Consider the following 20081-nt stretch of genomic DNA (forward strand, 5'->3'; position numbering starts at 1 on the left):
GTCGCGCTCCGGCAAGTTTCCTGATTTTTGAGAAGGTTCAGCTCGTGTCGGGCTCGGGCCAGCGTTTCAGCGCTTCGAGCAGCTGAACGGTCAGCCCACCCGAAACGAGCGCCACGGCCGCCGGCATACGGTGCGTGTTCGGGATGGGCGGCACATGCGGCCTTGCTTCACCCGCGGCCTGCCAGCGCTGGATCGTGCGTGCCAGGCATTTCGCGCGGCGTTTGTGATGTTTCATCGTGTCCAGCATGGCCTGCCAGCGTGCGATCAGCGGCGCGGCGGGGACGGGTCCGGGTACGGGCAGCGTCACCGGCCCTTTCAGGAAATGCGGACACGGGCGTGACTGCGCAGGGACCATGGCGAAGATGTAGCGGTACTCGGCGTCGGGAGTCTTCGGCGCGTAATAATTGCTGCCCATGCGGGGCTTAAGCGGCGCCAGATCCATCTGCAGCGCCAGCAGGAAGATCAGACGGCGGAGCAGCACGGCCAGCCGCTTCAGCTCTGCGCGGACACGCCGGTTCACCGATTTCGCTATGGTCTCCGGCGTCTTGTAGAGATCCGCATACACGCCCGCCTTCGCGATGGCGTGGGCGAGCGTGATGAAGGCCTGGGGGAGGAAATCGGTGCGATCTGTCATGGCGTGGAGACTGCCATGCGGAACTATCCGGGTGGATAGAGGCGCCGGATTCTGCCGAAACCTGCGGGACAGGCAGGCACCGGGCCGGTAGACACAAGCAGATCTGTTCGCGGACACCCCGGGCAATCTGACGCTGGCGAAGCAGGTCTTCGATATTGCAAAAGGACATAGAGATTCAGACCTGGATCATCACCGCCAGCTGGATGATTTCAGGTGATGCTTTAACATTATTCTGCGAGCGCGCATCCCGACGGGTCTACAAGCAGAAATTCATGTCCACCGAGGCGGCCGAGCAGCAACTCTTCCCCAAGAACTGCACCATTTGCCGGAGGGAACCCCTGCGTGAGACGTCGTTCGCACTGCATGGTTCCCTGTTCGTCCAGCATAAGCAATGCCCCCCCGGATTCCGTTGGCGTCAGCATCGCATTCTGCCACCGCCAGGGCAGGATCGAAATCAGACGGGCAAGATACGGGTGCCTTCCGACGACATCTTCCATCATGCCGCTGCGGGGCGCGACAAGCGTCACCCAGACATGCCCCGAAGGCCCGACAAAGACATCATCCGGAATACCGGGCAAACCGTCGGCGAAGACGGACAGGCTCCCTTTCCCTGTACCTTCCAGTTCATACCGCACCACGCGGTTGCGGCTGACCTCGACGATCAACAAGGCGGTCCCATCGGGGCTCACCGTCACGCCGCTCGGAAATGCCAGCGCATCGATCGCCACGTCAGCGTGGTCGGTTGATGGATCGTAGGCGATCAACCGTCCGTTGGCGCGGCCTTCGATAAAGTCCCACAGGACATAAGGCGCATTCGGGGCCGTGGTGACCGGCGTGTACTTCGTGCTGGCTTCCGTCATGTAGATGATGCCGTCCGGTCCGATGGCGACATCGTCGGGAAATGTCACGGGTTCACTCAAGCCGAGATTTATGTCCTGAACGCTGCCATCCGACGAGATTCGCTGGAGTCCGACCGGGAAAGTTGCAGACCAGTACGCATCCGCGTCCGGATCATAGGCAATGCCGATACTCTGCCCACTGAGACGCGCAATCTCGCGAGGACGCTGCTCCTGGCTGGCCTCCGGTGACAGTGCGCCCACGGGTAGCTCGAAGATCAGGCCGGTCTCGGTGCCAAATACGACGCGTCCATCCGGCAGGACGTCGACCGCCTCGAGATAAGGGTGGTCCAATTCGAATTCCTGGAACGACGCGTCCGCCACATGCTTCTCCGGGGTGGCAGGCGTTTGCCGCACAGCGATGGGCGAAATGGGAGAGGCCCAATAGGGCGTCACGATGAGCGTTAGAAAAACGAGGACGGCGGCGGCAGTGGTTCGCCGCCGTCTCAATTTATTCCAGAGGCTCATTCAGCCATGCCCGGACTGGCTTTTGAAGACTGGCGCTCCCGGGTCGTCATGCCCTGCCCGTCCGGTGCCCAACCCGGCGGCATGAACATGTAGCCAATCTTGTTGCGCAGGCCCTTGGCGTGCCAGACATCGCGAAAGAGATCCTTCCATCCATGCAGGCTGGCTTCGACCGGATTGTGGGTGTCGAGCTGTTGCAGGATGCCGAACACCGGCTCTTCCTTTTCTTCCGCGAATGTGCCGAGCATCCGGTCCCAGATGATGAAGGTGCCGCCATAGTTCTTGTCGAGATACTGGACATTGTTGGCATGGTGCACGCGATGGTGGGACGGCGTGCTGAAGAAGTATTCGATGACCGGCGGCAGCTTTTTCACGCGGCGCATATGCACCCAGAACATGTAGATAAGGTTGGTCTCAAGCGCGAACAGCGTCATGATCGGATCGAACCCCATCAGTGCGGCCGGAACAAAAAACCACGGCTCGATGAACGGCTCGGCAAAGGACTGGCGGAACGCCGTAGCGCCCAGATTGAACTTCCGGCTCGAATGGTGGACCACATGCGCGGCCCAGCCGATCCGCACCTCATGGACGGAGCGATGGTACCAGTAGACAAGAAAGTCGACCACCACATAGCAGAGCACGAAGGTGAACCAGTTGGACTCTATCTTCAAAGGTGAGAAGTGATAAGCCAGCATCAGCAGGCCCAGCATGAACCCCCTCATCATTGTGCGGATCGTGACATACACCACACCTGTGCTCAGGCTGCACAGTGAATCGTTCAGGGCATATTCGTGCCGCTTTTCCGCGAACTCGAGCGTCAGTTCGATGGCGATGAGGACAACGTAAACCCCCAGCGACCAAAGCGGCACCTGCTCCAGAAGATTTTCCCACATTGTTGAAAGCTCCTCGTTGTTCCGGCTAGTACTTGACGTTCAGCTGCACACCCCAGGTCCGCCCCATGCCCGGGGTCCTGAACCAGTAGTCGTCTGCGATGTTGGAGCTGGTATAGTAGTATGTGTCAGACATGTTCCGTCCCCAGAGCAGGACTTCCCAGCTGTCGTTCTCTGCGCCGAAACCCATGTGAGCGTTCCAGACGAAATAATCGTCGACATAGAACAGGGGCGAAGTATCCACACTGGCCTGATAATCGCTGCTGTAGGCGAAGTCCGCACCGATCCGCCCGTAGAGCCCGTTCAGGATGGGCCGGCGGTATTCGGTCATGCCATTGAGCTGCCAGGTCGGCGTCTGCGGAAGGGAATGATCCTTGAAGTTCTGCAGCACGCCCACGCCGTCGAGCCCCATGAACTCTTTCACATTGGACTCCAGCCAGGATCCGCCAAACCGGAAATACAGCTCCGGCGTCGCCTGCCATTCGATGTCGGCTTCCGCACCTTTGATATTGGATTTGGGAACATTCAATATCTGGGTCAGTAGTCCGAACACGTCATCGGCTATGTTCCCGATGATCTGCTTGTCTTCATAGTCGTAGTAGAACAGGGCCCCGTTGATGCGGACCCGTCCGTCCGCAACCGTCGTCTTCACGCCAGTCTCGTAGGCGGTGAGCTGTTCTTCCTTGTATGGCGCCAGCTGAACCCAGCTTGATGCCGCCGCGCCGTTATAACCGCCGGACTTGAAGCCCCTGCTGACACTTCCGTAGACGAGGAGGTCATCGGACGGTTTCCAGTCGAGCCCGATTTTTCCGGACAAGTTGTCATAGCTCGAACTGTCCCGGAACACGCCGGAACTGCCACCATAGACCGTGACGGCTCCGGTGCCGGCGTCGACCTCATAGCTTGCATCGGCTGGGTTGATCGTCGCGCAATCACCCATCTGGAGCGGTGTCGATGACAGGAAGAAGCTGTCCGCAAAGCCGGGGATGGGACCGGAATCGAGCTGGTTGTAGAGATAGGAAAGGCCGCCATCGACATCATAGGAGCAGCCGGCCCAGTCACGGTCTTCCTGCGTGTAGCGCAGACCGAATGTCCAGCGCCAGTCAGGCGTCATCATCCATTCGGTGTGGGCGAACAGTGCCGCCGTTTCGGTGTCCTGCGTATAGCGGGTGTCCACCGCCCCAAACAGGCCGAGATAGATTGTCGACTCGCTGCCAAGCGCGAGCCAGCTCTCGTCCACTTCGTCTTTCGAGTAATACCCGCCGAGCACCCAGCTGAGACTGTCGGAAGCCTCGCCGGCAAGGCGCAGTTCCTGACTGTAGGCATCGATCGATGTATCGAAAATGACATCCAGGTTTTCTATGGACGTGCCATCCCAGTCATTGGACTCATGACGGTCGAAGGACTCATAGGCCGAAACCGATGTCAGGGTCATGTCGCCAATGTCCCATGACACATTGGCCGAGGCGCCCCAGCCCTCATTGTCCCGTTTCGGACGAAGCGTCGCGCTCCAGTCGGCGCTGCGGGGATCGGTCAGATCCGGCAAGTCGGCTTCGGCCGGCGGGGGGAAGTAGATCGCCAGATCCGGAACCAGCGGCACATAGGCGAAATATTGCGGCGCCGGATTGTCGGACTTGTCGCGGTATCCGTGTGCTTTCAGGAGGACGGAAACGGAGTCGCTCTCATCCCATTCGAGCATTGCGCGACCGGCCAGCTTGTCCTGTTTGCCAAGCGTATCGCCGGGGCGGGAAGAACTTTTCTGCCACCCTTTCTCTGACTGCGTCGTGGTACCCGCCAGGCGGAAACGGACACGATCAGACAACGGGCCGCTCACATAGCCTTCGGCGTCGAATGTCGAAAAGCGGCTGTAGCCGAGCTTTGCGCCAGCTTCCAGGTCGCGGGTCGGGCGCTTGCTGATCAGGTTGATCGCGCCGCCGGTCGTGTTGCGGCCATAGAGGGTACCCTGCGGTCCCTTCAGGATTTCGACACGCTGGATATCGAACTGCGGTTCCCGCGTCATGGTCGGATAAGGCAGGTTCACCTCATCCTGGTAGACCCCGACCGTCGACGTGCTGTTCGAGCTGTAATCGTCGAAGCCAACGCCACGGATTGTATAGACCGGCACACCGGTCACCCCCGTATCGGTCTGGCTGAAGCCCGGTGTAATCATGGCAAGGTCGCCGACGTCTTCGACACCCAGAGCTTCCAGCTGAGCGCCGTCAAACGCGCTGATGGCGACACCGATATCGTCGACGTTCTGCTCGCGGCGCTGGGCCGTGACGACAACTGTGTTCAGCCTGGCTTGCTCGTCGGCCGGGGCGGCCTCCTGTGCGATGGCTGGCATAGCGAAGCACAATGCCGACACGCCGACCGTTCCGGCCAGTAAAAGGCGGTTACCCGAATTCATCGTGATTTATCTCCCTGAGCGGCGGCGCTTTCTCTGACGAAGCACTCGCACGGCGTGCCCTACGTATTCATCGCAGGTCATCGCCCGGGAAGATCAGGAAAGGTCAAAAGTGGATCATTTCGCGCCAGTTGACGTTGCGCGATTCTTACCCCTCCGGGCGCCAAAACCGGACGCGCAACAGGGCTAGCGCCTGAGCGCCTGCCTGTATTCGGAGGGTGTCGCGCCAGTCCAGGCACGGAAGGCACGCCTGAAATTGCCGGGTTCGCTATACCCGACAGCGCTCGCGACTTCCTCAACGGTCAGCGCCGGATTGCTGAGGAGGTCTTGCGAGACCGAACTGCGGACATCCGCCAGCATCACCGAGAAAGACAGGCCGACCTTGGCAAGATGGCGCTGCAGCGTGCGCGGTGGAACGGCCAGCTTCGCCGCGAGCGCTGGCAGGCTGGAATAGCGCGCCGGTTCCCGCGTCAAGCATTGGCGCGCCTCCCGGACCAGCGGGGCTTCTTCCCGCATTCTCACGACCAATTGCATGCACAGTTCCCTGCACTGATCATATGCCAGTTCATTGGAGAGCACAGGCGGATCGTCCAGAATTTCCGCCGACAGCAACATCTCACTCTTCGGAGCGTCAAATTCCAGCGGGCACCGGAAGAAGTCGCGATATTCGTCGACATAGGCCGGTTCAGGATAAGCGAAGCGCACAAGGTTGGCATGCACCCGCGCGTTGGGTTTACCTGTGTCAGGCAGAGCTGTTCCCGTGAGGTCCGACAGGTAGGAGTAGATCGCCGCAAACATGTCCTCGGTCAGATAGGGACGCAGGAGCGGACCGGACGACGGCGGCATGAAGGCAATCGACGACGTGTTCCCGTCTTCCTGCATCACCAACCGACCGACCGCTCCGCCGATCGGCGCAAATTCTGCGCCGATCTCGATGGCCTTGCGGACGGTCGGGGCGCACAACATCATGAGGCCGAGCACGCCAATACCGGACAATCGTGACCGCCTGCCCGTCTGCAGGCCAAGCGCCTTGTCCGTCCGCAATGCAATCAGATTGTGAAGGAACCGGTTATTCTGGGCGCTGGTCAGGATGCAGTGCGGATCCCGCATATTCCGTTCCTGCAGGCCGGTTCCCTCAAGAACCTTCTCGATGTCGACACCGTTGTCTTCAATCCATTGCCAGGTAGGCAGATGAACGGCCGCGCTTATGAGATACTTGTCGATCATCCTGCCTCACGGAACCATCAAGGGGGATGAGACTTACTCGCTCCTTCCCGCTCCGTCACCCCAATTCAGCGCAAGCAGACGTGATACAACTGGCGCAGTCAGACGAATTCAAACCGATTTCCGCTTTCCGCAGACGAGCACAACGCAGGCCACGACCAATTCGCGCCAATCAAAAAGGGCTCCCTCGCGTGGCGACTTGGACCCGCCCGCCGCTCCAGACATTTCTTTGATGGATAGGCCGTGCACGAACGTATGTATTTACGCGAATTCCCGGAGCCGAAGCTCCAGTATACACTGTCTCAAAACCTCTTCGTTAGACCCGCAGTTCTATCGGCAGTCTCTTGATGGCACTCACGAAGTTCGACCTGATATATTCTGGCTCAGTGGAAACCTCATAATTCGGGAATCTGCGAAGAAGCGCCTCAAGCAGAACTTCGATTTGCATCGTGCCAAGCCGAAAGCCAAGGCAGTGATGAATGCCGTATCCGAAGGTGATATGTGCTTTTGAATTATCGCGTCGGATATTTAGGTCGTGGGGATCCACGAAGACTTCCGGATCACGATTGCCCGCGCCATAAAGCATGGCGACACGATCTCCTTTGGCGACCATCTTTCCGCCGATCTCAACATCTTGAGTAGCGGTCCGTGACATATGGTAGACGGGAGATACCCAGCGCAGGATTTCCTGCACAGCTCAGGAATGAGGGACGGGTCTTCAATGAGTGCTTCTCGCTGGTCGCGATAGAGCGACAAGGCCCAGACCGCACCGCTCAAAGAACTTCGGGTCGTCTCATTTCCAGCTGCGATCATGTTGGAAAAATAGCTGATCTGTTCGTCTCGTGTCAGCGGACTCCCGTCTTCCTTTTTGGCATGCGCAATCTGTGACAACAGGTCGTCTTGTGGCTCCTTACGTCGTGCCTCAAGCAGAGACCATCCGTAATCAAAGATCGCAAGGTAGCGTTCGTTCGCCTCTTCCAATGAAGGAGCATATTCCGGATCGTCGGTTCCGAAGACGGCGTTTGTAAATTCAAAGACCCGCCATTCGTCCTCGACTGGAACGCCCATTATTGAACAAACCGTTTGTATTGGGACTTTTGCCCCGACATCCGTAACGAAATCCAAATCACTATTTCCGCGAAGGCTCTCCATCAGGCCTTCTGCCCGTTCCTGCACGTTCGACTTCAATTTCGAGATATTGGCAGGCATGAAATTGCTACCAACCAGGTTTCGAAACACAAAGTGTTCCGGATCATCCATAGACAACATGAACCGGCGGAGCACCTGCCCGATCTCAGGCGCCATCGCGGCACGCGTAGCCGTGGGTATCCGGAATCCTAGCGTTGAAGTGAAATGAGCGCTGTCCCGTGACAAAGCCCGAATATCCTCATGGCGGGTCAGAAGCCAAACCGGCTCATTTTCAGGCGCACCTTCATCCAGCCAGATTGGATCGCGTCTGCGCATCTGATCATAAGTTGCGTGCGGATGCCCGTTTGCAAAGTGGTCAGGGTTAAGTAGCGAAAACAAATCCCTCTCCTCTTTTGTTCATTCCAATTACGGTTTCACGTGCCCTGCACCCAGACAGGTAAAGCGATATGCCCGCTTTGGTCTTGGCTGCCGGATCGGTCGCCAGCCTTCCCCTATCGCAGGACCCAGCCTGCCCCAACCTTGAGGTTGGGCTACAAGGCCTGAGGGGAAGCTCCTGATCAAGCCGAAGCTCAATCAGGAGCCTAACGTTTAATGGCGAAGCGATACCTGAATGGCGACTGTCCGTGGGCGGTCTGCCAGTTTCGTCACAGTGTAGTAGTCCGGTGTCGAACCTGGCGGAGCTGAAAACGGTGTCTCGAAGGCTTGGGATATCGTCTTTTCGTCAGTCAGATTCTTACCTACGAGCGCAACCTCCCAGTTCCCGGTACGGTTCCCTATCGCCAACCTCAGATCCACTTTCGCAAAGGCATCCTGACGAGAGTCCTCAAACAAGGTGGCATTGGTGAAGTAGTCGGATCTATAGGCGACCCCCAGGTTCCCTCTCCAGATGAGAGTCGAAGTCAGATCGCGTTCAATATCGAGGGTCAGATTGCCACTCCACTCAGGAGCATTCAGCAGGCGTGCCCCGGAAATATCGCCGACGCATCCTGGAATGATATTGTCAGGAGCAACGCATGGACCACTCGGATAGGAATCATACGAAGCATCGAGATAGGCTAGGGAGCCGGCCAGAGAAACGCCCTCTGCAATTTTAAACGCACCTTCCAGTTCCATCCCTTCCGTTTTGGCGCTGGCAGCATTTCCGAAATCGAAATTGACTCCGTTAAACTGGGAAACCTGCAGATCAGTATAGTCCGTTGAAAAGAAAGCCGCATTGAAGGTTGCCCTGCCATCAAACAGGGTGCTTTTTGCACCAAGCTCAATCGTCTCGGCTTCCTCGGGCTCGAACTCAAAGTTTGACGCAACCGCATTGGACGATGCGCCAGCAAACCCGCCACCTTTGGAGCCCTTTGCGTAAGTTGCATAGAGCATCACATTCTCGGTGGCGTCCCATTGCAAAGTAACTGCCGGATCCAGCTGGTCTTCACTTCGATCACCCGCAAGCGACGTCAGGAGCGACGATGGAGGCACGACACCAACCGAACTTCTGTCGAGGGTCGCAGACTTGTCTTCGGACGTGTAGCGAACGCTCCCGATCAACCGAACTGCATCGGACACATTCCATGTTCCCTGCCCGTACACAGAAAATACTTCCGACGACTGGGCGAACACACGCTCGTCATTTCCCGTAAATGGACCGAAGTTGAAGAATGTTTGTCTGCGTATGTCTACATCCTGATCAAGGTACATGGCACCGAGAATGTACTCGAATGTCTGGCCACTCGGAGACAACAATCTCAGTTCCTGCGAAAACTGGGAATATCCATCGTAAAACGTCGCAGCGAGCATTGGCACTCCGCTGAAATCGGCATCCACGAAGTTTTCGCTATCCAGATCGCCATAAGCAGTGGTCGACTGGAGCAAAAATTCTCCCAGGTGAATATCTGCGTTCACCTGCCCAACGAAGGATTCCGTATCGTCGTGTTCCGGTATGAGCACATCGTCCGACTCTTTTACGTAATCGGCTTCGGCGCCTATGGGGCCAGTTTCAAACGGAGTGCCTGAAATTTCAGCCTTGGCATAATCCAGTTTGGCACTGAGCGTCACATTGTCAGACGCATCATATACCGCCCAGAAGCGAGCTGCATTCATGTCATTTGAAGGCTCCATACGGCCTTTCGTCTGGTTGTAGGTATAACCATCATCCTGACTACTCTTGAGGGCCAGCCGCGCCTTGAGCCGATCACTGACAGGCCCGGAAAGAATTGCCGTCAAAGAGGTTGTATCAAACTCAAACTCATACTCACCAGTGACACTGGCTTCGAATTCATCCGTCGGCTGTTTTGACACAATCTTGATTGCGCCCGCGCTGGTGTTTTTGCCAACCAGAGCGCCTTGTGGACCGCGAAGGACCTCTATTCGTTCGACATCAAGAAACGGCACCTGGAACAGGCGCGCCCGACCGCCATATACACCATCCACAAACATACTGACGGACTGCTCAAACGCCAGATTCCCGGACTGGGTTCCGATTCCCCGAACGTAAATTTCATTGTTCCCGGGGGTGTCGTTAATCTCGAGGTTCGGGATCGAGGTATCCAGCTCTTCGAACGTCTGCACGTTAAACCGGTCAAGAGTTTCGCCATCCACCACTTGCACAGAAATTGGCACGTCCTGAAGTCCCTGCTCTCGCATGAGGGACGTCACCTCCACAGTGTCCAACCTGAGTCCCCGCTCGGCCGATGAGGCCTCATTCGGAGCGGCTGGATCTACCTCCTGGGCATGCCCAAGTCCTGCCCCAACGATGAATGCGGTGGATGCGCAAAGGAAGCTACGCAAATTACGACGATGTCTGATTGTCATTATTCTCTCCCTACCCGGCCTCTTTGAGCCGGCTCTATATTGTCAATAATCTTGACTTTTTCCATTGAGCCGTCAACAACTTCTCGTTGCGCAGTGAAGTTACGACTCAATACCCAATCGCACTTTTTTTGCGCAATCGCGGATCAACTCGCAATAAACCTCTCCGATATTCGAAAATGCACTGAAAGATGATTGCGTTTTCCCTTTGCTGCGCACGTTGCGTAGCAAGCGATCATCACGATAATTTTCGATACGAGATTTAATATGTCGGATTGTCCGTCTGTGGTGCACCGCAACAATCCGGAGCCGCCTGGACAATTCATAACGTGCTGAACGATATATTATTCAGCTTACTGAATTATTTCCCGCTCAGAACTTTTTACAAAGTTCAGATGGCTCAGCCGCCTTCATCAACCGGCTTGTTTGATACTCCAGAAAATGGAAAAAAACGTTCACGCGCTCGCCATTTTAATTTAATGGCTTCCGCATGCCTCGCCTGAGCCGATCGCATGGTCTGACACAATGGCTGCGTTCAAGACCAGACGCCCGGATTCGCGATCTCAAGCCGAACTGCTCCGACAATGTCAGACAGACGACGTCAGCATCTGCTCCATTGACTGTTTTGCCAATTGCCGGGACTTCGCCTGCTTTACGCCCAGACCGATCAGGGCCATGATCATTATGTCCTGCATGCGCTCGGCAGCTTTTGGGCGAGTCAGGCCGCGTTCAATGATATTGGCCATGACCGAATGACAGGCGCCGAGCCAAAGCAGCAGCCCCGCATCCTGAGCTTCCGGGCGAAGCAGTCCCTTTGCGCACGCGGCGTCCATGTCCTTTTTCAGCCCGGCGTTTAGTGGATCGTCCCGACCGGTCGCCATCCTGAAGCCCGCGGCCATCACGATCGCGCGATTCTTCTCGGTGAGGGCATATTCAGCGGCCGTCCGCATCCCGCCCGCCAAACGTTCCAGCGGATCGGAAAGGTCCTTGTTGGACTCGGTGACGCGGGCTTCAATGTCCAGCCGGATCTCGGTGGCAATGGCATTGGCGAAATGTTTCTTGTCTTCGAAGTGATTGAAGAAACTGCCTTTTGCAACTCCCGCGGCGGCAACGATGTCGTCGATCGGCACGGCATCCACAGGCCGCTCCGCAAACAGCTGCAATCCCGCATCCATCAGGGACTTGCGCGTTCGCGCACTCCGGAAATTTACGACCCGTGATGAAGCATCGGTTGGCATCAGAAACCTCACTTGACTAAATAGTCATGTAGCGTTAGTTGACCAAAAAGTCAATAAAACAAAATGGGAGGCAGGCATGATACCTATCATCAAAATAGAAGACATCGCGCATGTTCGGTTTGCAGCGCCAGATTTGGGCGAGATGCAGGCCTTCCTTGAAGATTTCGGCCTGTCTTGTTCCACACACAATGGGCGCCTTTATGGGCAGGGAAGCGGCGGCCATCCTTTCCTGCACGCCACAGAAACCGGTGAACCGGCCTTCAAGGCGCTGGGCCTGCGCGCGGAAAGCATGGAAGACCTCGAAGCTTTGGCAAAGGCTGAAGGCCTGGCCATTGAGGCTCTGGATGATCCGGGGGGTGGGCATGTCCTGCGTCTCACCGATCCGGACGGGTTCCGGGTAGAAGTTATCGCTGGACAGCAAATGGCGGCACCGGCAGACGCCCTCGCGGACGGTCCCCACAACAACGCCTCGGCCCGTCCGCGGATCCGCGAGGCTGTACGCCTGTCGCAAGGCCCCTCTCACGTCCTTCGCCTGGGTCATGCTGTACTGAATGTTTCGGACTTCCGGGTTTCCGAGAAGTGGTACAAGGAGCGTTTCGGCTTTCTGACCTCTGACGAAATAGAACTGGCTCCCGGAACGGCGATGGGGGCTTTCATGCGTTGCGACCGCGGGGACCAACCGACGGATCACCACACCCTGTTCCTCGCGCAATTGCCGCAACCCGTTGGCTTCCTCCACGCTGCCTTCGAAGTAGCGCACTTGGATGACCTCATGCTGGGCCACGCACATCTGAAATCGAAAGGGCGCGACCAGGCCTGGGGTGTCGGTCGCCACATCATGGGAAGCCAGGTCTTCGACTATTGGCGCGACCCCTGGGGGCACGAACTGGAACATTGGACCGATGGTGACCTTTTCACAGCCGCCGATCCACCGAACAAGATGCCTTTTACCAGCCTGCTTGCCGTCCAGTGGGGGACCCCACACCCCATGATGGCGGGCGAGTCCAAATAAGCGGCATCAGGAACAAGCTCATGAAACTCGCGACCTACTCAACAGCCAGTGACGGCAAACCCAGGCTCGGCATCGTGGTGAACGACACCATCATCGACACCGGCTTTGCTGGAACCATGACGGACTTGATTGCTCAATGGGACAATCAGAAAGACCGTCTGCAGAATTTGACGCAATCCGGAGAAAGCCAGCCACTCTCTTCGGTGATCCTCCACGCCCCCATTGAACGCCCCGGAAAGATCTGGGCGATCGGCCTGAACTATGCCGACCACATTGAAGAATCCAGAATGGAGACACCCACCCGTCAGATCTGGTTCACCAAAGCCCAGACTTCGATAAATGGCCCTTACGATCCAATCCTGATCGCAAAGGGTGGCGAATTTGTCGATTACGAAGTCGAACTGGTGGCTGTAATTGGAAAACGCGGGAAACATATCCCAGCCTGCGACGCGCATGAATATGTGTTCGGGTATTGCGTCGGAAATGATGTTACAGAGCGCATGTGGCAACATGCCGGACCGCAATGGTCACTGGGCAAGAGTTTCGATACGCATGCCCCCATCGGCCCATGGATCACGACGGCAGATGAAATAGCGGATCCACACGCCTTGAGCATATCCTGCTCCGTAAACGGAGTGATTCGGCAGAAATCCAGCACGCGGCATCTTGTTTTCGATATCTGGCAGCAGATCGAACACCTTTCAGGCGCGATGACCCTGGAACCGGGCGACCTGATCTTCACCGGCACGCCCGGCGGTGTCGGCGCAGCAATGGATCCGCGGCAGTTCCTCCAGGCGGGTGATACTGTCCGCTGCGACATCGAACAGCTTGGCTTCATCGAAGGCAAGATGGAAAAGGAGGTCTGAGTCATGTCCGGTCTTGATTGCGATGTCTTGATAGTCGGCGCAGGACCAACCGGAATAAGCCTTGCGCTCATCGCCGCGCAGTACGGTGCCTCCGTTATTATCTGCGAGAAGGAAGCTGACGTTTATCCACTGCCAAGGGCGGCACATATCGACCATGAGGTGATGCGTATCTTCCAATCCGTCGGGGCCGCAGAAGAGATTGCAGCCACGAGCCGCACAACAAGCCACTACGACTTTCTGACGGCTGACGGTGAGATCCTGTTACGATTTGACGGGTCCGACCAGATCGGTCCCGGTGGCTGGCCCGGCGCCAACATGATTCACCAGCCTTCACTGGAACGCGCCCTGCGCAAAAGACTTCCAGACACCGACCGCATCGAGTTGCGTACACTCTGGACATTTGTCGGCTATGAAGAGACAGGCGAAAGCGTATCAGCGAAGTTCGAAACGCCTGAAGGTTCTCGCACCGTCACCGCGCAGTTCCTCGCCGGCACGGACGGAACCCGCAGTCCAGTGCGCGCGGCGGCGGGCATCGAACTCGATGACCTCCAGTTCGATGAACCCTGGCTGGTGATCGATACGATCGTCCAAGACTTTGAACGCCTACCAAAGGTCAATCTGCAGATCTGTGATCCGGCGCGGCCAACCACGTGCGTCCTGATGGGTGAAGGGCGCCATCGCTGGGAGTTCATGATGCTGCCTGGTGAAACGCCGGAACAGGTTCTTGATGATGCGTTCATCGCAGGCTTGCTCGAACCATGGAAGGTCGATGGCGCTGTCATCCTGGAACGCAAGGCCGTCTATCGCTTCAATGCGCGCGTGGCGAAGTCGTGGAAGAAAGGGAGGGTCCTGCTCGCCGGCGATGCGGCGCACCAGACACCACCGTTTGCCGGACAGGGATTGTGCGCTGGCGCCAGGGACGCTGCGAATCTCGGGTGGAAGCTCGGAATGGTCGCTTCCGGAAAAGCCCCTGAGGAGACGCTTGATACCTATCAGATCGAACGCGAACCGCACGCGCGGGCGACAATCGAGATGGCCATGATGATGGGCCGGACCGTGTGCATTACCGATCCGGCGGCAGCGGCAGAGCGGGACCGTCAGATGCTCGCCGCGCGCGCTGCCGGGCAGTCGCCCGACGGTCGCACAAACTACCCCGAGATCATTTCAGGCCTGATCTTCGAGGGCGGCTCCGGCGCAGGCACTTACTTTCCGCAATTTGTTTCAGCAGACGGCAGGACGCGCCTGGACGACGTGTTAGGCGCGGGTGCCTGGCTCATCGGAAACTGCGGGTCTTCAGACTTTCCTGATCTAAAGACAGTAAACCTGAAGTCTGAAAAACTGGGTTCAGCAAAGAGCGATATTCAAAGGTGGCTCGCCCGCCATCATGTTGAGGCGGTCCTGATCCGTCCAGACAGATATGTGTTCGGAACCGGCTCACCAGTGGCGCTGGCGGAAGCATGGCAGAATTTACTGGCGTCAAAACCGGCGCCTAAACTCCAGAAAGCATCGTCTCGAGGTCCGTGAATCTGACAATGCCTCCACTGGCAATTCCTGTCGGGGAAAGCTCAATCACCGGCATCCGTCTGCGATTGGCAGCACGCGCTCGGCGGACGACGGTGTTGCGTCGTCTGCTCATATCCATATCCCAGTTCGTACAGGCCTGCTTCGCCGTTCGCGCGGCCGAGAAACTGAATCCCCGCGGGCAGGTTTTCATAGGTGAAGCCCATCGGCACAGTCAGCGCCGGCAGACCGCTCGGCGGTGCCAGGCGCTGGGAATTGTCGCCTTTGTAATCTTCTTCGACCCTATCGAGGCGCGCGGGCGGATAGCGCCATGACGGATAGACCAATGCATCCAACCGGCTGTCATCCAGGGCTGTCAGCAAATCGTTCTTGATCCTCTGGCGCACCTCATTCTGAGACGGGTCTCCGCATGGCGTTCCGTCTGCTCGCGTCGCAACATCCACTCCGGCTTGTCCAAACCATTCCCAGGCGCCTTGCGTATAGGGGGCGTAGGTGCCCGCTTCAAAGGCCTGCATGGGATCATCGATCTTTGCATTTATGCCAGGCTGGGTGAGGTACTCGTGTACATCCTTGCGAAAGGACCGGCACCCCCAGCTTGCTTCCAGGTCTTCCTTTATATTCGGGATTGGTGCTGGATCGACAATGATCGCTCCAGCATTCTTCATGTCTTCCAGCGCGGCGTTGAACAGCGCCATCACTTGCGGATCGGTATCTTCAACTGTGGCCAACTCCCGGACGACACCGATGCGTGCGCCTTTCAAACCTTCACTCTCCAACGCTGCCGAATAGTCGGCTCCGTCGCCAACGAGCACGGACAGCATTCGCGCATTGTCCTCCACAGTGCGCGTGATGGGCCCGACCACATCGGAGCTGAGGACCAGCGGGACAATGCCGTCGAGACTGACCAGGCCGTGCGTCGATCGCATCCCGACCAGCGACAGGTGCGAGGACGGACCGCGGATCGAGTTTCCCGTGTCGGTTCCCAGCCCGGCGAGCGCAAAGCTGGACGCCACGCCGGACGCCGTTCCGCCTGAAGACCCGGCAGGCGTGTAGTCCAGATTGTAGGCGTTGGCGGTGATGCCGGCGCTGGTGCTTTCCGTCCGTTTGGCGCTGAAGGCCCATTCGGCCATGTTGGTCTTGGCGAGCAAAATCGCCCCGGCCGCCTCAAGCCGATCGATGATCAAGGCGTTGTCCGGCGGAACATTGTCGCTCAGCATTTCCGAACCCGCCGTCGTCGGAATTCCTGCGACATCTATATTGTCTTTCACGAGTATCGGCGTGCAGAAAAGCGGCGGCCGTTCGTCAGAGGCATCGACGCGCCTGGCCTGTTCCCGCGCCCGGTCGTACAGCTTGAACGTGATCGCGTTCATATGGCTGGCCTGATCGAATGTCTCGATGCGTTCGATATAAGCTTCGACCACAGCTGCGCAGCTTGTCTTGCCCGCGTTGATCGCCGCCTGCACATCCGCGATGCGGCCTTCAACGATCAAGTCATCAGGGGCCACGCCGGCAATCATCGGCGTCTCGGCCTCCTGATTCTGTTCTTGCCCCTGCGGACCGAAGCAACCAGTTGCTGTGCAGCATGCCAGGGCCAAACCTGTGATTTTTTTTACGATCATGGCTTTCTCCTGGTCCACCTAATTCGATTGGCCGAGAAAAATGTCCGACCCTTGCGTCATGCGTAGCGGCGTTCACCACCCCGCACCAAACTTATGGCTGATGGGAACCGTCGACAACACTGGTGATGAACTCAGAATCCGGCGCCCCAAATTGGGGCTCTGTCAGACAAACGGCGGATCGAAATCTCATACTATCTTGACGCAAACACGCAGGTCGCCATCACGAGTTCAATGGCGGACACTCAATTCCACCAAGATCATGCGGCAAGAATTCGGTTGTGAGCATCAAACCCGACGACCCTGTTCCTGCCGGTATTTTTTGCTTCATAGAGAGCCCGGTCGGCTTCCCGGATCGCTTCGTCGATGCTTCCGTTTGACGAGATCAGACTGACGCCAAAACTTGCCGAAACAATCAGGTCGGCTGCCTCACCTTCAAACGTCAGCTCGCAAATGGCCAGACGCAACCGGTCAGCTACGCCGAGGGCCTGATCGTGAGATACATCGCCAAGAAAGATCGCAAACTCTTCGCCGCCCCATCGCGCCATATGGTCTGATGGCTTGCGCAATTCTCGGCGCGCCGAATTAGCAACTCGCTTCAACACCTGATCGCCGACAGCGTGACCCAAGCCGTCATTTATCTGCTTGAATCGATCCATATCGAATACGATCAGAGCCGACATGCTGCCAGATCTGTTCATGCGAGCCTGTTCAATCCTGACGGCTGAATAGAAAGCTCGGCGGTTCAGAGCGCCAGTCAACGAGTCCACGGAGGCGAGTTTTTTCAATCGTTCGTTTTGTACTTCGATGTAGCGTTCACGACGATAGTGAACATAACCAGCTGGGATGGTGATAAAGGCCGCAGCAAGCCCCGCAATGACAATGAACAGAATTCCATTCTCATTGAGCTTGAACAGCACCATCAAAGTAGAGAAGAGAAGCGCAGCGATCACGCCCAAACTGCTGACCAAAAAGGGCAGATGGGTCGGGTGGCGCCTGATATGGCCAACAATGATACTTTGTTTCAAATCCATCCAAACGAAATGCCAGAAAAAGACTATCATTCCGTTTCTGACCGCTGGTGATTTATTTTGAACCGGCGCGAATTCGGCCGTTTCCAACATTCAGACTATTGGGCCATCCTGCTCTGCCCCACAGGGGTGGTCCACCGGTTTTGTTAGTCCGGCGGTTTTCACGTAGCGGCGTTCATGCCGCTACCTCCTCACAGTAAGGCGGTATGAACGCCGCGGGCAAGATGGTTTGTGGAGCGGGTGGCCGGTAGCCCAGAGAAGAGTGCGGGCGCGCGGTGTTGTAGTGCCGCCGCCAGGTTTCGATCAGGATCTGGGCCTCCCTGAGATCGAAGAAGATTTCCCTCGCCAGCAACTCGTCCCGGAGCTTGGAGTTGAAACTTTCGCAGTATCCGTTTTCCCATGGGCTTCCCGGTTCGATATAGAGCGTCTTCACGCCGATACGTGCCAGCCAGTCACGGAGGGCTGTTGCAATGAACTCAGGGCCATTGTCAGAGCGTATGTGTTCCGGCGGCCCATGCCGAACGAACAGCTCACCCAGCGTGTCGAGGACATCCCGTGAGTTCAGCTTTCGCTCGACTCGGATGGCGAGGCACTCCCGTGTAAACTCGTCGACCACACACAGCATGCGGAACACACGTCCATCATGGGTGCGGTCCTGCACGAAGTCATAGGACCAGACATGGCCTTTGTGCGCCGGCCTCAGCCGCACACACGAGCCATCATTCAGCCAGAGACGACCGCGTTTTGGTTGTTTCATCGGCACTTTCAGCCCCTCCCGTCGCCAGATGCGGTAAACCCGCTTCTCGTTCACATGCCAGCCATCATTTCTGAGGAGCGCCGTGATCCGGCGATAGCCATACCGGCCGAACCGTTCGGCCAGGCGGATAATCGCCGATGTCAGGGCGTCCTCATCATCTCGCCGTATGGGCTGCTTGCGCTGGGTCGAACGGTGCTGGCCGATCACACGGCAAGCCCGGCGTTCGGAGACGCCAAGCTCTTCCACCACGTGATCGACTGCAGCACGACGACGCGAAGGGCTTAGAACTTTCCCCGCACGACTTCCTGAAGGATCTGGTTGTCCAGCGTGAGATCAGAGACTGCGCGCCGAAGCCGGGCGTTTTCCTTCTCCATATCTTTCATGCGCTTGGCTTGGTCGACCTGCAGGCCGCCATACTCTTTGCGCCAGCGGTAGTAGGTCTGTTCGGTCACACCGACGGCGCGCGCCGCCGAAGCTGCAGTTTCACCGCGAGCGAGGCGAACCTCCACCTCCCGCAGTTTCGCAATAATCTCTTCAGGCTTGGCTCTCTTGCCCATGTCTCAGCTCCATATCTGAAGCCGGAACTAACTCAAATAACGGACCACTTTTCGGGAGGCAGACCACAGGCTGGCTCAATTCACCTGAGCGTGTATTCCGACACGCGTCAAATACCCGAAAATAGTAAGTTGTACGGAACCTTACATCTGTGTCGGAATTCGCCGGCGTATTCCCCCGATCAACACTCAGCTCCGCTGGTACGCCAGCACACGCAGACAGCATGCACGATAGGGCGACCATCGCAATCCGCAGCCACCCCCCCACCATTTCGTGTGACGTCTCGGTCAAAGCGCAACCTCCCACACTTGCAGAAAAGCAGATTGCACGAAAAGGCGTGTAACTTGAAGTAGAATCTCTCAAAAGGAGAAATTCAATGGCGCAGAGTCGAAACTCCAAATGCGACTTGTTCGATTGCAACAACTGCAGCCCACCAACATCCCTGTATTGCGGTCAAGCTTGCTGAACTGTGGGTGTATTTAAAATCGTGCTGTCAGACGAATTTGAACCTGTCTCCGTTTTTAACGGACGGGCAGGTCTCAGGCTACTAGAAGCTCCTGCCGTTCGAGAAGTGCGGCGTCGCGTAGCGATTTGAACCTGGCCCTGCTCTCGATATTCCTTTGGTGATTGAAGTGGTTGTACACTGACGAATGGATTGAAGCGAAATTCTGAAGACTTCGCATGCGCCGAAAGCGGGACAGCGCCCCTCGCGTCAGAGGAATGGCCGGTGAAAGTTTTTGGCACGATTGCGCGGGTGCCGAAACGGTCTACCCAATGCTGGACCGGCTCATGGCATTCTCATGGCAGACATCGATCCCGTGCTCGTGGAGCAGGTCTTCGACATTGTCCAGCGACAGCGGAAAGCGAACGTTCATCATGACCGCGAGTTGGATACTCTCGGGAAGTATCTTGAAATAGCGGAAGGCGAATTCGTCATTCTCCGAGGCTAGACGCCAAATTTGGCTGCCTCCAGGCCCGGTTCCTCTGACAATACCCCTCAAGCCCGGTTCCGCTGAAAAAGCCC

General features: G+C 57.2%; 14 protein-coding genes and 1 pseudogene. 3 read left to right on the forward strand and 12 right to left on the reverse strand.

Annotated elements, in window-relative coordinates:
- Positions 1-37: 37 nt before the first annotated feature.
- The 8 genes from R3C98_RS16095 to R3C98_RS16130 all read right to left on the reverse strand — a co-directional run bounded on the left by R3C98_RS16095 (position 38) and on the right by R3C98_RS16130 (position 11699).
- The gene (locus R3C98_RS16095; protein WP_371315091.1) at positions 38-634 is read right to left on the reverse strand and encodes a hypothetical protein; all 597 of its coding nucleotides are present in this window, start codon (positions 632-634) and stop codon (positions 38-40) included.
- 227 nt (positions 635-861) lie between these two features.
- Entirely contained in the window at positions 862-1998 is a 1137-nt protein-coding gene (locus tag R3C98_RS16100; protein ID WP_371315092.1) for a strictosidine synthase family protein, read from the reverse strand.
- Positions 1995-2888 carry a sterol desaturase family protein gene (locus tag R3C98_RS16105; protein WP_371315093.1) on the reverse strand — a complete coding sequence of 298 codons (894 nt, stop codon included), beginning with the start codon at positions 2886-2888 and terminating at the stop codon, positions 1995-1997. The genes R3C98_RS16100 and R3C98_RS16105 overlap by 4 nt, the downstream gene beginning before the upstream one ends.
- Before the next feature lie 25 nt (positions 2889-2913).
- On the reverse strand, positions 2914-5292 hold the full coding sequence (locus tag R3C98_RS16110; protein ID WP_371315094.1) for a TonB-dependent receptor: 2379 nt from the start codon (positions 5290-5292) through the stop codon (positions 2914-2916).
- A gap of 183 nt (positions 5293-5475) precedes the next feature.
- Positions 5476-6516 (reverse strand): AraC family transcriptional regulator, encoded by a 1041-nt coding sequence (locus tag R3C98_RS16115; protein WP_371315095.1) that lies wholly within the window; start codon positions 6514-6516, stop codon positions 5476-5478.
- A gap of 313 nt (positions 6517-6829) precedes the next feature.
- Complete coding sequence (locus R3C98_RS16120) at positions 6830-7168, reverse strand: cytochrome P450 (RefSeq protein WP_371315190.1); 339 nt, start codon at positions 7166-7168, stop codon at positions 6830-6832.
- A gap of 1082 nt (positions 7169-8250) precedes the next feature.
- On the reverse strand, positions 8251-10464 hold the full coding sequence (locus tag R3C98_RS16125; protein ID WP_371315096.1) for a TonB-dependent receptor: 2214 nt from the start codon (positions 10462-10464) through the stop codon (positions 8251-8253).
- Between the two features lie 584 nt (positions 10465-11048).
- A complete protein-coding gene (locus R3C98_RS16130) occupies positions 11049-11699 on the reverse strand; it encodes a TetR/AcrR family transcriptional regulator (protein WP_371315097.1) in 651 nt (216 codons plus the stop codon).
- Between the two features lie 76 nt (positions 11700-11775).
- Here R3C98_RS16130 and R3C98_RS16135 point away from each other — a divergent pair, with 76 nt between their 5' ends.
- Genes R3C98_RS16135 through R3C98_RS16145 form a run of 3 tightly spaced genes read left to right on the forward strand, consistent with a single transcriptional unit; the run spans position 11776 to position 15101 of the window.
- Positions 11776-12711, forward strand: a complete 936-nt coding sequence (locus tag R3C98_RS16135) for a VOC family protein (protein WP_371315098.1) — start codon at positions 11776-11778, stop codon at positions 12709-12711.
- A 20-nt stretch (positions 12712-12731) separates the two neighbouring features.
- The gene (locus tag R3C98_RS16140) at positions 12732-13577 is read left to right on the forward strand and encodes a fumarylacetoacetate hydrolase family protein (protein WP_371315099.1); all 846 of its coding nucleotides are present in this window, start codon (positions 12732-12734) and stop codon (positions 13575-13577) included.
- A 3-nt stretch (positions 13578-13580) separates the two neighbouring features.
- Positions 13581-15101 carry a bifunctional 3-(3-hydroxy-phenyl)propionate/3-hydroxycinnamic acid hydroxylase gene (locus R3C98_RS16145; protein ID WP_371315100.1) on the forward strand — a complete coding sequence of 507 codons (1521 nt, stop codon included), beginning with the start codon at positions 13581-13583 and terminating at the stop codon, positions 15099-15101.
- A gap of 41 nt (positions 15102-15142) precedes the next feature.
- Here the strand turns inward: R3C98_RS16145 and R3C98_RS16150 are convergent, their stop codons facing one another.
- From R3C98_RS16150 to R3C98_RS16165, 4 genes and pseudogenes are all read right to left on the reverse strand, one after another.
- Positions 15143-16717, reverse strand: a complete 1575-nt coding sequence (locus R3C98_RS16150; RefSeq protein WP_371315101.1) for an amidase — start codon at positions 16715-16717, stop codon at positions 15143-15145.
- Between the two features lie 257 nt (positions 16718-16974).
- Positions 16975-17838 carry a GGDEF domain-containing protein gene (locus R3C98_RS16155; RefSeq protein WP_371315102.1) on the reverse strand — a complete coding sequence of 288 codons (864 nt, stop codon included), beginning with the start codon at positions 17836-17838 and terminating at the stop codon, positions 16975-16977.
- 82 nt (positions 17839-17920) lie between these two features.
- A protein-coding gene (locus R3C98_RS16160) for an IS3 family transposase (protein ID WP_371312552.1) occupies positions 17921-19059 on the reverse strand; the annotation gives its coding sequence in 2 pieces (ribosomal slippage) (positions 17921-18801 and positions 18801-19059; 1140 coding nt in all).
- A gap of 537 nt (positions 19060-19596) precedes the next feature.
- Positions 19597-19935 (reverse strand): annotated as a pseudogene (locus R3C98_RS16165) (hypothetical protein).
- Positions 19936-20081: the final 146 nt, after the last annotated feature.

Origin of the sequence: Hyphomonas sp. (assembly GCF_041398465.1) — a bacterium.
Classification (GTDB): domain Bacteria; phylum Pseudomonadota; class Alphaproteobacteria; order Caulobacterales; family Hyphomonadaceae; genus Hyphomonas.

What these genes read in the sequence shown, in the direction of transcription:
- R3C98_RS16095 (WP_371315091.1), bottom strand. Translation starts at nt 634, where the DNA reads ATGACAGATCGCACCGATTTCCTCCCCCAGGCCTTCATCACGCTCGCC.
- R3C98_RS16100 (WP_371315092.1), bottom strand. Translation starts at nt 1,998, where the DNA reads ATGAGCCTCTGGAATAAATTGAGACGGCGGCGAACCACTGCCGCCGCC.
- R3C98_RS16105 (WP_371315093.1), bottom strand. Translation starts at nt 2,888, where the DNA reads ATGTGGGAAAATCTTCTGGAGCAGGTGCCGCTTTGGTCGCTGGGGGTT.
- R3C98_RS16110 (WP_371315094.1), bottom strand. Translation starts at nt 5,292, where the DNA reads ATGAATTCGGGTAACCGCCTTTTACTGGCCGGAACGGTCGGCGTGTCG.
- R3C98_RS16115 (WP_371315095.1), bottom strand. Translation starts at nt 6,516, where the DNA reads ATGATCGACAAGTATCTCATAAGCGCGGCCGTTCATCTGCCTACCTGG.
- R3C98_RS16120 (WP_371315190.1), bottom strand. Translation starts at nt 7,168, where the DNA reads ATGTCACGGACCGCTACTCAAGATGTTGAGATCGGCGGAAAGATGGTC.
- R3C98_RS16125 (WP_371315096.1), bottom strand. Translation starts at nt 10,464, where the DNA reads ATGACAATCAGACATCGTCGTAATTTGCGTAGCTTCCTTTGCGCATCC.
- R3C98_RS16130 (WP_371315097.1), bottom strand. Translation starts at nt 11,699, where the DNA reads ATGCCAACCGATGCTTCATCACGGGTCGTAAATTTCCGGAGTGCGCGA.
- R3C98_RS16135 (WP_371315098.1), top strand. Translation starts at nt 11,776, where the DNA reads ATGATACCTATCATCAAAATAGAAGACATCGCGCATGTTCGGTTTGCA.
- R3C98_RS16140 (WP_371315099.1), top strand. Translation starts at nt 12,732, where the DNA reads ATGAAACTCGCGACCTACTCAACAGCCAGTGACGGCAAACCCAGGCTC.
- R3C98_RS16145 (WP_371315100.1), top strand. Translation starts at nt 13,581, where the DNA reads ATGTCCGGTCTTGATTGCGATGTCTTGATAGTCGGCGCAGGACCAACC.
- R3C98_RS16150 (WP_371315101.1), bottom strand. Translation starts at nt 16,717, where the DNA reads ATGATCGTAAAAAAAATCACAGGTTTGGCCCTGGCATGCTGCACAGCA.
- R3C98_RS16155 (WP_371315102.1), bottom strand. Translation starts at nt 17,838, where the DNA reads ATGTTGGAAACGGCCGAATTCGCGCCGGTTCAAAATAAATCACCAGCG.